Source organism: uncultured Pseudokineococcus sp. (assembly GCF_947499845.1).
Taxonomy (GTDB): domain Bacteria; phylum Actinomycetota; class Actinomycetes; order Actinomycetales; family Quadrisphaeraceae; genus Pseudokineococcus.
In genome coordinates, this window is the sequence record NZ_CANMPM010000028.1 from 1 (window position 1) to 12,633 (window position 12,633).

At 78.1% G+C, this 12,633-nt stretch carries 9 protein-coding genes; 1 reads left to right on the top strand and 8 read right to left on the bottom strand.

What is annotated here, in order from left to right; translation table 11 throughout:
• From Q0789_RS15800 to Q0789_RS15830, 7 genes are all read right to left on the bottom strand, one after another.
• The coding region (locus tag Q0789_RS15800; RefSeq protein ID WP_298806940.1) for a hypothetical protein at positions 1-998 on the bottom strand (998 nt) is incomplete at its 3' end.
• Between the two features lie 302 nt (positions 999-1,300).
• On the bottom strand, positions 1,301-2,380 hold the full coding sequence (locus Q0789_RS15805; RefSeq protein WP_298806941.1) for a methionine synthase: 1,080 nt from the start codon (positions 2,378-2,380) through the stop codon (positions 1,301-1,303).
• A gap of 70 nt (positions 2,381-2,450) precedes the next feature.
• Positions 2,451-3,545 carry a tRNA 2-thiouridine(34) synthase MnmA gene (mnmA, locus tag Q0789_RS15810; protein WP_298806943.1) on the bottom strand — a complete coding sequence of 365 codons (1,095 nt, stop codon included), beginning with the start codon at positions 3,543-3,545 and terminating at the stop codon, positions 2,451-2,453.
• 3 nt (positions 3,546-3,548) lie between these two features.
• The gene (locus tag Q0789_RS15815; RefSeq protein WP_298806944.1) at positions 3,549-4,832 is read right to left on the bottom strand and encodes a cysteine desulfurase family protein; all 1,284 of its coding nucleotides are present in this window, start codon (positions 4,830-4,832) and stop codon (positions 3,549-3,551) included.
• 144 nt (positions 4,833-4,976) lie between these two features.
• A complete protein-coding gene (locus Q0789_RS15820) occupies positions 4,977-5,936 on the bottom strand; it encodes a methyl-accepting chemotaxis protein (protein ID WP_298806945.1) in 960 nt (319 codons plus the stop codon).
• A gap of 11 nt (positions 5,937-5,947) precedes the next feature.
• A complete protein-coding gene (locus Q0789_RS15825) occupies positions 5,948-6,541 on the bottom strand; it encodes a PAS domain-containing protein (RefSeq protein ID WP_298806946.1) in 594 nt (197 codons plus the stop codon).
• Between the two features lie 164 nt (positions 6,542-6,705).
• Positions 6,706-7,485, bottom strand: a complete 780-nt coding sequence (locus Q0789_RS15830; protein ID WP_363326156.1) for an enoyl-CoA hydratase/isomerase family protein — start codon at positions 7,483-7,485, stop codon at positions 6,706-6,708.
• Positions 7,486-7,689: 204 nt separating this feature from the next.
• On the opposite strand from Q0789_RS15830, the gene glgX reads away from it, so the two are divergent.
• Positions 7,690-9,918: a glycogen debranching protein GlgX gene (glgX, locus tag Q0789_RS15835; RefSeq protein WP_298806948.1), complete on the top strand. Its 2,229-nt coding sequence runs from the start codon at positions 7,690-7,692 to the stop codon at positions 9,916-9,918.
• Between the two features lie 106 nt (positions 9,919-10,024).
• On the opposite strand, the gene glgP is transcribed toward glgX, so the two are convergent.
• Positions 10,025-12,598, bottom strand: coding sequence for an alpha-glucan family phosphorylase (glgP, locus tag Q0789_RS15840; protein WP_298806949.1), 2,574 nt, complete (start codon positions 12,596-12,598; stop codon positions 10,025-10,027).
• Between the last annotated feature and the right edge of the window lie 35 nt (positions 12,599-12,633).

A 12,633-nucleotide genomic window follows, 5' to 3' on the forward strand; every position in this document is an offset into this window, starting at 1 on the left:
CGCTGCTCGACGGCGGCGCGGCGGCCGTCCTCGCGCTCGAGGACGGACTCGACCGTCGGCGCCTCGACGGCCATGCGCGCCATGGGCGACGCGGCGGCCTTCTGGACGGAGCGGGCGAGCTCCTGCGGCGCGACCATGGCCTCGGCCTCGGACTGCGGCATGCCGTTGACGGTGCCGCGGACGCGGTTGTCCGGCCCGACGGTGGGCATCGGGTCGTTGCCCGTGAGGGTCACGTCGCCGCGGACGATGTTCTGGTCGAGGACGATCTCTGCCTCGTTGTCGACGACCGTGACGTCGCCGCCCCAGACGCTCATCTGCTCGCAGACCTCGACCGGCCCGTCGGCGCCGAGCTGCAGCACCGACATGTTGCCGGCGTAGGTGGCGTCGCCGTAGACCTCGCTCTCGCAGAACACGCCGCCCTCGACGTTGTCGCGCACCTCGAGGGTGCCGTCGACGACGGAGTCGACGACGTCGGTGTAGAGCGTCCCGAGGCCGCGCACGTTCCCGGTGACCACCGAGGAGGACAGGAGCAGCTCACCCGCCCGGGCGTCCACGGCACCGCTGACCGTGCTGCCGGCCTCGACCCACGTCACGGTCTCGACCTGGGAGCCCTCGACGGCGCGCGTGACGAGCGACTGGGCGCTGCTGCCCTCGAGGGTCACGCCGAAGCCCTGGCGGGAGGTGACCCGGCCGGCGACGCTGGAGTCGACCAGGCCGACGTAGCCGTCCTCGGCGACGGTGACGGCGCCCTGGAAGGTGGTGCCCTCGGCGACGAGGTCACCACCCGCGGCGACGCGGGTCGTGCCCGTGACCGTGACGCCGGTGAGGTCGCACGAGGCGTCGCGGGGGACCACGAGGTCGCCGGGGATGGTCACGCCGTCGGCGGTGCCGTTGCAGCGCGTCGTGAGGCCCGACGAGCTCATGGCGGGGCCCGCCACGGCCACGACGCCGCCGGCAGCGATGAGGGTGCCGGCGGTGAGGGCGCTGATCAGCTTCATGGAGGCTCCTTCGACAGCCCCGCGAGGGGGTCTTCGTCACTCGGTGGTCACGTGCGGATGGGACGTCCGTGACGTGACGGCCAGAGCGGACATCGGTGTCACATGCGGACGCGAGTCGTACCGTGTCAGAAGCGTCACAGCGGGGCAATGGTCTGGACGGAAACGGCGGACCAACTCCGTGCGACCGGACGGCGCGCGACGACGGCGCCACCCGCTTCACCCGTACGAGTGACGCGCGTCCCCCCCGGTCCGTCACCCAGCGTGGTAGTGCGCCCGGGCACCCACCACCGCGGGAAGCGTGCTCAGCCCTCGGCGGCCTCGGCCAGCGCCCCGGAGGCCTCGCGCAGGCGCCGCAGCACCGCCCGGGCCCGGGCGGGGTCGGCGCCGGCGAGGCCGCACGCCGGGGTGAGGACGACGTCGGCCAGCCCGGCGAGCGGCAGCCCCACCCGGCGCCACGGGTCGCGGACGGCCGCCACGAGCGCGTCGACGCCCGGCAGGGCGGACGGACCGGCGAGGTCGAGCCCCGCCCACAGCCGCCGTCCCTCCTCGACCGCCACGGCGACCGACTCCCACGCCGCGGCGCCGAGCCGGGCGAGGTCCAGCGACAGCCCGTCGGCGCCCGAGGCCCGCAGGACGGGGACGGGGACGTCGTCCGCGCAGGAGTGCAGGACGACGTGCTGGGCCCCGGCGCCGCGGGCGGCGTCGACGACCGCGCGCAGGCCCGCCTCGACCTCCTCGGCCGTCACGGGCTCGAGGTGCCCGAAGCCGCTGGAGCGGCGCAGGCGGCCGTCGAGGACCGCGGGGAGCGACGGCTCGTCCAGCTGCAGCACGAGCTGCGCCCCCGGGACGGCGCGGGACACCTCGGCGAGGTGCTCGCGGACGCCCTCGGCGAGCGAGGCCACGACGTCGCGGCGGGCGCCCGCGTCGCTCGTCGAGCGCTCGCCGCGGCCCAGCCGCACCGAGGCGGCCAGCGTCCACGGGCCCGCGACCTGGGCCTTGAGCTCGCCCCGCCAGCCGTCGGCGGCCTCCGCGAGGGTGTCGAGGTCCGAGCGGCGCAGGCTGCGGGCGCGCTCGAGGTCGCGCCCGGGGCGGTCGACGAAGCGCCACCCGGAGGGCTGGAGGTCCACGGGCAGGCCGACGAGCAGCGCGGCGGTGCGCCCGACCATCTCGGCCCCGGGGCCGCGGCCCGGCATCTCGACGACGTGCGGCAGGCCGGGAGCCGGGCCCAGCTCCCCGACGACGGTCCGCGCCGCCTCGAGCGGGTCCTGCTCGGGCCACGAGCCCGTGCCGCTCAACCGCCCCAGCAGACCGGGGGCGGGCTTCTCGTCCGGGGCCGCCGTCCGCGGGTCGTCGGGGTTCGGGGAGGGCTCGCCGGTGGTCACGCCGCGACGGTAGCCGCGGCGCCGGGCGCGCCCGGACCGCCGGCGGCCGGCGCGAGCGCCCCGCGGGGCCTCAGGCGGCGCGCTCGACCGTGGCCGAGCCGACGACGCGGGTGCCGTCGTAGAGGGCCACGGTCTGGCCCGGGGCGACGCCGCGGACCGGCTCCGCCAGGTCGAGGACGAGCGGGTCCGTGCCGGCCAGGACGCACGGCACCTCGGCGCCGTGGGCGCGCAGCTGGGCCCCCAGACGGTGCCCCTCGGCCGGGGGCGGCCCGGCCCACACCGGGGGGCCGCCGACGACGCGGGTGCGCTCGAGGCGCTCGGCGGGCCCGACGACGACGTCGCCCGACGCGACGGACAGCGAGAGCACGTAGCGCGGCTTCCCGTCGGCGGCCGGTCGGCCCACGCGCAGGCCCCGGCGCTGGCCGACGGTGAAGCCCGCCGCGCCGTCGTGCTCGGCGAGGACGGCGCCGTCCTCGTCGCGCACCAGGCCGGGGCGCCGCGGCACGCGCTCGGCGAGCCAGGCCCGCGCGTCCCCGCCGGGCACGAAGCAGATGTCGTGGCTGTCGGGCTTCTCGGCGACCGCGAGGCCCCGCTGCGCCGCCTCCTCGCGCACCTCCGCCTTGGACGCCGCGTCCCCGAGGGGCAGCAGCGCCCGCGCCAGGCGCTCGGGCGGCAGGACGGCGAGCACGTAGGACTGGTCCTTCGCCGCGTCGCGCGCGCGGTGGAGGGTCGGCGGCCCGCCGTCGGCGGAGGGCTCCAGCCGCGCGTAGTGACCCGTGGCGAGGGCGTCGAACCCGAGCGCCAGGGCGCGGTCGAGCAGAGCGGCGAACTTGACCCGCTCGTTGCAGCGCACGCACGGGTTGGGCGTGCGCCCGGCCGCGTACTCGGCGGTGAAGTCGTCGACGACGTCGGCCTGGAAGCGCTCGGAGAGGTCCCACACGTAGAAGGGGATGCCGAGGACGTCGGCGGCCCGGCGCGCGTCGCCGGCGTCCTCCACCGTGCAGCAGCCGCGGGCCCGCGCGGGCGCCGGGCCCGCCGAGCCGTCCCCGGCGGATCCTCGCGAGAGGGCGAGGTGGACGCCGACGACGTCGTGCCCGGCGTCGACGGCGCGGGCGGCCGCCACCGCCGAGTCGACGCCGCCGCTCATGGCGGCCAGGACCCGCACGGCTCAGACCCCCGCCGTCGCGGCGGACCCGGCGGCCGCCGGGGTCGGGCTCGGTGTGCGCGTCGTGGGAAGGGTCGCCGCCCGGGCCCGTCGGGCGGCGACGACGACCTCGGGCAGCACGGCGACGAGCCGGTCGACGTCCTCGGCCGTGCTCGTGCGCCCGAGGCTCACCCGCAGCGCTCCCCGCGCGTCGTCGTCGGGCACGCCCATGGCCGCGAGCACGTGGCTGGGCCGCAGCGCCCCCGCGCTGCAGGCGCTGCCGGTGGAGACGGCCACGTCGCGCGCGTCGAGGAGGTAGAGCAGCGCGTCGCCGTCGCAGCCCGGGAGGGTGAGCATCGCCGTGCCGGGCAGCGAGGCGCCCGGCCGCTCGTCGCCGCGCAGCGCGGCGTCGGGGACGCCCGCCCGGACGCCGGCGAGCAGGCGCGCCCGCAGGCCGGCGAGCCGCGCCGCCTCGGCGGGCCGGTCGCGCGCCGCCGCCGCGAGCGCCGTCGCGAGCCCGGCCGCGAGGGCCACGGCCGAGGTGCCCGAGCGCAGCCCGCGCTCCTGGCCGCCGCCGCGCACCAGGGGCGCGAGGGCCTGCCCGCGGCGCAGCAGCAGCGCGCCCGTGCCCACGGGCGCCCCGACCTTGTGGCCCGAGACCGACAGGGCCGCCAGCCCGCTCGCGGCGAGGTCGACGTCCTGGGTGGCGGGCGCCTGCACGGCGTCGCTGTGGACGGGGACGCCGTGGGCCGCCGCCAGGCGGACGACCTCCTCCAGCGGCTGCAGGACGCCGGTCTCGTTGTTGGCCCACATGGTGCTGACGAGCGCCGTCGCCCCGCCGTGGCGCTCGAGCTCGGCCGCGAGCGCGTCGGTCCGCAGCCGCCCGCGCTCGTCGACCGGCAGCAGGACGAGCTCCGCGCCCTCCGCGGCCGCCAGCCCGCGGGCGGGCTCGAGGACGGCGGGGTGCTCGACGGCGCTGACGAGGACGCGCCGGCGCGCCGGGTCCTGCTCGCGGCGGGCCCGGTACAGGCCCGTGACGGCGAGGGCGTCGGCCTCCGTGCCGCCCGAGGTGAGGACGACCTCGTCGGCGGCCGCCCCGAGGGAGGCGGCCACCCGCTCGCGCGACTCCTCGAGCACGCGGCGCGCGGCCCGGCCCTCGGCGTGCGCCGACGAGGCGTTGCCGGTGAGCGAGAGGGCGCGCAGGACGGCCTCCGCGGCCTCCGGGAGCACCGGGGCGCTGGCGGCGTGGTCGGCGTAGACGCGCGCCGGCCGCTCGGCCGGGCGCCCGTCGGGGCTGCTGGCGCTCACCGCCCCGAGGGTAGACGCGCCGCGACGCCCCTCCCGGCCCGACGAGGGCGGGAGGGGCGTCGGGAGGGACGAGGCGGCGCGCGGCCCAGCCCCCGAGCCTCAGCTCAGCCCCCGAGCCTCAGCCCGCGGCATCAGCCCGCGGCATCAGCCCTGGCGCAGGACGGCGAGGAAGCGGGCGACCTCCGCCCGGAGGACCTCGGCGAGCTGGGACAGGCCCTGGGCGCCGTCGGCCGCGGCGCCGTGCGGGCCGCCGTCGACCGCGACGGAGACGCCCTCGACCATGGCGTCCATCTCGCGGACCGTGTCGCTGATGCGCGACATCACCGAGGTGCTCGTCGCGGCGACCGACTGGACGGCGTCGACCTGGGCGGTGACCTCGTCGGTGGCGCCGAAGGTCTGGTCGGCCAGCTGCTTGACCTCGGAGGCGACGACGGCGAAGCCGCGGCCCGCCGCCCCCGCCCGGGCGGCCTCGATGGTCGCGTTGAGGGCGAGCAGCCGGGTCTGGCCCGCCACCTGCGAGATGAGGGTGACGACCTGCTGGATCTGCTGCGAGGACTGCTCGAGCTGCCCGACGGCGTCGCGCGCGTCCTCGGCCTCGCGGACGGCGAGGGCGGCGGAGCCGGACAGGCTCGCCGCGGACGCGCTGAGCTCGGTCGCGGCGGCCGCCACGGTCTGGGAGACCGACATGACGGTCGCCTCGAACTCGTCGGCGAGGTGGAGCCGGGCGTCGGCCACCTCCTGCGCCCGCGCCGCCGCGGCGGCCATGGACTCGCGGGCGCCGTCGATCGTGCGGGCGCCGCCGGCGAAGGCGCCGGGCATGCCGGTGAGGAGGAACTGCCGGTGGAAGCGGCCCTCGCTGGCCGCCTCGAGGGAGGCCGCCGACTCGCGCACGTAGGCGTCCGTGCGGTCGATGAAGCGGTTGAGCTCGTGGCGAAGGAGGACGAGGTCGGCGTCGTCCTCGGTGCCGGGCACGTGCCGGACGCGGGCCTCGAGGTCGCCCGCCGCCACGAGGCGGCAGACGCGCAGCATCTCCTGGACGGCGGCGGCGGAGGCGGTGGAGGCGTCGGAGGTCGGCGACGAGGCCGCCCGGCCACGGCCCCTCACGCCCAGCCCCCTCACGCCGCGCTCCGCACGGCCGGGCTCCCCAGGGCCGGTCGGGCGGCGGGCGCCGTCCGCCCGGAGCCGGCGAGGCTCCACAGGAAGCGGTCGTAGTCCAGCCCCCGCTCGGCCAGCTCGGCCTCGAGGAGGCGGGTCGACGCGGCGATGGCGTCGGCGGGGCGCGGGTGGCGCGCCTCCTCCTGCAGGAGCCGGGCGTACAGCGGGCGGATCTCGGCGAGCGCGCTGGCGCTCGGCAGGCGCCGGTTGGAGTGGTAGCCGATGACGGCGCCGTCCGCGCCGCGGCTCGGCGTCACGTGCGCGAGCACCCAGTAGTGCGCGCCGTCGCCGGCGAGGTTGATGACGTAGGCGAAGAGCTCGCGGCCCTCGCGCAAGGTGTCCCAGAGCAGGCGGAAGACGCAGCGCGGCATCTCGGGGTGGCGGATCATGCTGTGCGGCTGCCCGAGCATGGCCTCCTCGGGGTAGGCCGAGACGCGCAGGAAGACGTCGTTGGCGTAGGTGAGCCGCCCCTGCAGGTCGGTCTTGGTGACGATCACCTCGTCCTCGCCGAAGCGGCGCTCCACGCCGGTGGGCACCACGGTCGTCGGTCGCACTGCACGCTCCTGTCCCGGCACCCGCGCTCGGGTCCGTGCGGGGCCGCCCGGCCCCCTCGCGGGGCCGCGCCTCGAGGTCCGCATCGGCGGGCCGCGGGGCGGACTTGAGGCTCGTCTCCCCGCGGGCGGAGGAACGACGCGCACGTGGACGGGCGCGCCGGGCGTCAGCCCGCGGGGGCGCCGCCTCCCCCGCCGGGCCCGCCGCGACGGCGGGCGGCGAAGGCGCCCATGCGCCGCGCGCGCTCGGGCCCGGCGAAGAGCTCGGTGAACAGCCGCCGCTCGAGCGCCAGGCCGTCGGCGAGGGCGAGCCCGAGCCCCTCGTCGACGGCGCGGCCGGCCGCGCGCAGCGCGTCGCGGGGCCCGGCCGCGGCGTAGCGGGCGGCCCGGGCGAGCGCGGCGTCCAGGGCCTCCCCCGGCGGGACGACCTCGTCGACGAGCCCGAGGCGAAGGGCCTCCTCGGCGCCGACCGGCGCGCCCGACCACAGGAGGTCCTTGGCGCGGGAGGGCCCGACGAGCCGGGCGAGGCGCTGGGTGCCGCCCGCGCCCGGCAGCACGCCGAGCCCGACCTCGGGCAGCCCGAGGCGGGCGTCCTTCGCGCACACCCGCACGTCGCAGGCCAGCGCCAGCTCGAGGCCGCCGCCGAGGGCGGCTCCCTCGACCGCGGCGACGACGGGCACCCGGACGGCCGCGACGGCGTCCGTGAAGGCCTGGAGCGCGGGCGCCCTGACGGCCATCTCCTCCCCCGTCATGGCGGCCATCTCGTGGACGTCGGCACCCGCCCCGAAGACCGCGCCGCCGGTGACCACGACGGCGCGGACGTCCTCGCGCGCGTCGGCCTCGCGCGCCAGCGCCGCCACGAGGTCCTGCGCGGCGGCGTCCAGGGCGTTGACCGGCGGCCGCCGCAGCCGCAGGACGGCGACGCCGTCGTCGCGGCGCTCGAGCAGCGCGGCCGGCCCTCCGTCCGGCCCGGCGCCGCCGTCCGCCCACGAGCCCTCGTGCGCACCCTCCACGGCCACCTCCGCTGCGACGGGCCGCACCGGCCGCGCGGCGCCGCTACGACGCTAGACGGACGACGCCGGACGGACGGCGGGGGGACCGGGCGCGGACCGGTGGCACAGTGGTCGGCCGTGCGTGCCGATGAGACCAGCGTGAGCAGCACCCCGCCGTCGACGTCGGACGCCCTCCCGCGCAGCCGACCCGCCCCCCTGGGGCTCCACCTCGTCCCGGGCGGCGCGAGCGCCGCCGTCTACGCCCCGCACGCCGAGGCCGTCGAGGTGTGCCTGCTCGACGACGACGGCACGGGCGGCTGGGCCGAGCGCCGCGTGCCGCTCACCGGGCGCACCCACGGCGTCTGGCACGGCCTCGTGCCGGGGGTGGGCGCCGGGCAGCGCTACGGGCTGCGCGCGCACGGCCCCTGGGAGCCCGAGCGGGGCCACCGCTTCAACGGCGACAAGCTGCTCCTGGACCCCTACGCGCGCGGGCTGGCGGACGAGGTGCGGCTGGAGGCGGCGCACTTCGGCCACGAGGTCGACGAGGGCTGGCGCCCCGTCGACGGCCCGGCGAGCGCCGGCGGCGCGCGGAGGCGCAGCACGAGCGACTCCCTCGCGTGCGCGCCGCACGGGGTGCTCCTGCCGCAGCGGCGGGCCGACCCGACGCAGCGCCCGGGCCCCCCCTGGTCGGAGACGGTCGTCTACGAGGCCCACGTGCGCGGCCTCACCATGCGCCACCCCGACGTGCCGCCGGAGCTGCGCGGCACCTACGCCGCCCTGGGGCACCCCGCCGTCGTCGCGCACCTGCGCGACCTCGGCGTCACGGCGCTGGAGCTCCTGCCCGTGCAGGCCATCGCCGAGGAGCCGTGGCTCGCCCGGCGCGGGCGCCGCAACGCCTGGGGCTACAGCACCCTGTCCTACTTCGCCCCCGCTCCCCGGTACGCCAGCGCCGCGGCCCGCGCGGCCGGGCCGGCGGCGGTCGAGGCCGAGCTGGCCGGCGCCGTCGAGGCGCTCCACGCGGGCGGCCTCGAGGTCCTCCTCGACGTCGTCTACAACCACACGTGCGAGGGCGGCGTCGAGGGGCCGACCCTGTCCTTCCGCGGCCTCGACGCCGGCGCGTACTACCGCCTCGACGCCGCCGGCCTCGACGTCGACGTCAGCGGGTGCGGAGGGACCCTGGACGCCTCCTCCGCCCGGGTCGTCGGCCTCGTCATGGACTCCCTTCGCCACTGGGTGCAGGCCTACGGCGTCGACGGGTTCCGCTTCGACCTCGCGCCCGCCCTGGCGCGGGGGCGCGACGTCGCGGCCTTCGACCCCGAGCACCCCTTCCTCGTCGCGGCGCGCCAGGACCCGGTGCTCGCCGACGTCAAGCTCGTGGCCGAGCCGTGGGACGTCGGCCCCGGCGGCTGGCGGACGGGCCAGTTCCCGCCGCCCTTCGCCGAGTGGAACGACCGCTACCGCGACGACGTCCGCAGCTTCTGGCTGGCCGACGCCGCCCGCGCCCGCGCCGGGGGCCGCCCCGACGCCGGCGTGCGCCACCTCGCGACCCGCCTGGCCGGTTCGGCCGACCTCTTCGCGCACGGGGCGAGCACCGACGCCTCCCGGCGCGGGCCGCTGGCGTCGGTCAACCTCCTCGCCGCCCACGACGGCTTCACGCTCGCCGACGCCTGCGCCTACGAGTCCAAGCACAACGAGGGCAACGGCGAGGACAACCGGGACGGCCACGGGGACAACCGCTCCGACAACCACGGCGTCGAGGGCCCGACCTCGGACGAGGCCGTGCTCCGCGCCCGGCGCCGCTCGGTGCGCAACCTGCTCGGCACGCTGCTGCTCTCCACGGGCACGCCCATGCTCCTCGGGGGCGACGAGCTGCTGCGCACGCAGGACGGCAACAACAACGCCTACGTCGTCGACGACGAGGGGGTCTGGCTCGACTGGCCCGCGCTGCGCCGCGGCGGGGCGCCCGCGGACCTGCTGGCGACGACGCGCCACCTGCTGGCGCTGCGGCGCGAGCACCCCGCGCTGCGCCAGGACACGTTCCTGTCCGGGCGGCCCGTCCACGCCGACGGCACGACCGACCTGGCGTGGTTCGCGCCCGACGGGCGGCCGATGACCGAGGACCGGTGGCACGAGGCGCAGCTGCGGACGCTGCAGATGTTCCTCCACGGGGACCCGGTGGCCCACCGCTCGCTGCTCGTCGTCCTGCACTCGGGCGCCGGCCCCGCGCCGGTGCGCCTGCCGGAGGAGCCCTGGGCCCGCCGCTGGGAGCTGCTGTGGGACAGCACCTGCGAGCGCCCCGAGGACGTCGTGCCGCACGTCGCCGAGCCGGGCGAGCAGGTGGAGCTCGGGCCCACGTCGCTGCGCGTCTACGCCGCCGAGCGCCCGTAGAACCCCGGGCGGCGCCCCCGATCGGCGCCCCCGGACGACGAGGGCCCCGCCCGACGAGGTCGGACGGGGCCCGGCGGCGCCGCGCGCCGCAGATGCGGCGCGCGGGTCAGGCGTTGGCGACGAGCCCCAGCTCGGTCGGCGCCGCGAGGAGCTCGTGGCGCGGCAGGACGCGCACCGTGTAGCCGACCGGCCCTGTGCGGCGCAGCGGGACCTCCCCGGCGTAGGAGTGCCGGCCGTCCTCGAGGGCCTCGACGTGGCTGAGGCGCACGGTGCCGGTGGCCACGAGCTCGTCGGCGCTCGTCACCCGGCCGTGGACGACCTGCACCTCGACGTCCTCGGGCGCGAGCGACCCGAGGGAGACGTAGGCCCGCACGCCGAGGACGTCGCCCAGCAGCGGGTCGTCGGTGAGGCCGACGGACTCGGCGTGGTCGACGCGGACGCCGCCCCAGCCGCCCCGCACGTGCTCCACCCACGTGGCGAGGCGGCGCGCCCCGGCGTGCCCCTCGGCCGCCACGGCCCGGCCGCTCGCGGCGGCGGGCACGTAGAGGCGCTCGACGTACTCGGCGACCATCCGCGTGGCCAGCACCTTCGGCCCGAGGACCGACAGCGTGTGGCGGACCATCTCCAGCCACCTCGCGGGCGGCGCGCCGTCGGGGCCGGCGTCGTAGAAGCGCGGCGCCACCTGGTTCTCGACGAGGTCGTACAGCGCCGCCGCCTCGAGGTCGTCACGCCGGTCCGGGTCCTCGACCCCGTCGGCCGTGGGGATGGCCCAGCCGTTCTCGCCGTCGAACCACTCGTCCCACCACCCGTCGAGGATGGAGAGGTTGAGCCCGCCGTTGAGGGCGGCCTTCATGCCCGAGGTGCCGCAGGCCTCCAGCGGCCGCAGCGGGTTGTTGAGCCAGACGTCGCAGCCCGGGTAGAGGGACTGCGCCATGCCGATGTCGTAGTCGGGCAGGAAGACGATGCGGTGGCGCACCGCCGGGTCGTCGGCGAAGCGGACGAGCTGCTGGATGAGGGCCTTTCCCGAGTCGTCGGCCGGGTGCGACTTGCCGGCGATGACGAGCTGGACGGGCCGGGTCGGGTGCAGCAGCAGGGCCTTGAGCCGCTCCGGGTCGCGCAGCATGAGGGTGAGCCGCTTGTACGTCGGCACCCGGCGGGCGAAGCCCATGGTGAGCACGCCGTCGTCCATGACCTCGTCCACCCAGCCGAGCTCGGCGGCCGAGGCGCCCCGCTCGAGCCAGGACGCCCGCAGCCGGCGGCGCACCTCGGCGACGAGGGAGGCCCGCATGGCGCGCCGCGCCTCCCACAGGCGGTCGGCGGGGACGTCGGCCGCCGCGGCCCAGGCCTCGACGTGGCGGGTCGGGTAGGCGCCGGCGGTCTCCTGCAGGAGGTCGTCGAGGCGGCGGTCGACCCACGTCGGCGCGTGGACGCCGTTGGTCACCGACGTGATGGGCACCTCGTCGGCGTCCAGGCCCGGCCACAGCCCGTCGAACATGCCGCGGCTGACGTCGCCGTGGAGCTGGGAGACGCCGTTGGCGCGCTGCGCGAGGCGCAGGCCCATGACGGCCATGTTGAAGATGCCGGGCTGGCCGCCCGGGTAGTCCTCCGCGCCGAGCGCGAGGAGGCGGTCGCCGTCGACGGCGGGCACCGCGGCCGTGACGAAGGCGCGCACCTGCTCGGCGTCGAAGCGGTCGATGCCCGCGGGCACGGGCGTGTGGGTGGTGAAGACGGTGGCCGCGCGGCCGGCCTGCAGGGCGGCCTCGAGCCCGAGCCCGGCGCCCAGCGCCTCGCCGATGCGCTCGACGCCGAGGAAGCCGGCGTGGCCCTCGTTGGTGTGGAACACCTCCGGCGCCGGGGCGCCCGTGAGGCGGGACCACAGGCGCAGCGCCCGGACGCCGCCGATGCCGAGCAGCATCTCCTGCAGGAGGCGCTTCTCGCCGCCGCCGCCGTAGAGGCGGTCGGTCGTCGCCCGCAGGTCCGGGTCGTTCTCCTCGACCTGCGAGTCGAGGAGCAGCAGGGGCACGCGGCCGACGTCGGCCCGCCACACGTGCGCGTGCAGCGTGCGGTCGCCGGGCAGGGCGAGGGACACGCGGCAGGGGGTGCCGTCGGCCTCGCGCAGCTGGGAGAGCGGCAGCCCCGCCGGGTCGAGCACGGGGTAGGTCTCGGTCTGCCAGCCGTCGCGCGAGAGCGACTGGCGGAAGTAGCCCTGCTGGTAGAGCAGGCCGACGCCGACGATGGGAACGCCGAGGTCGGAGGCCGCCTTGAGGTGGTCGCCGGCGAGGATGCCGAGGCCGCCGGAGTACTGGGGCAGCACGGAGGTGACGCCGAACTCCGGGGAGAAGTAGGCGACGGCGGCGGGGCCGCCGCCCTCCCAGCCGGTCGTCGCGCCCTGGTACCAGCGCGGCTCGGTGAGGTAGGTGTCGAGGTCGGCCTCCGCGGCGCGGACGCGGGCGACGAGCGCCTCGTCGGCGGCGAGCTCGGCGAGGCGGTCGGGGCCCACCTCCGCCAGCAGCGCGACCGGGTCGTGGCCGACCTGCTCCCAGACCACGGCGTCGACCTCGCGGAAGAGGTCCTGGGTCGGCGGGTGCCAGGACCAGCGCAGGTTGTGCGCCAGCCGGCCGAGGGCCGCCAGCGGCGCGGGCAGGGCGGTGCGGACGGTGAACCGTCGGATCGCTCTCACGGGCGCGCAGGCTAGCCACCGCCGCCCGCCGGGTC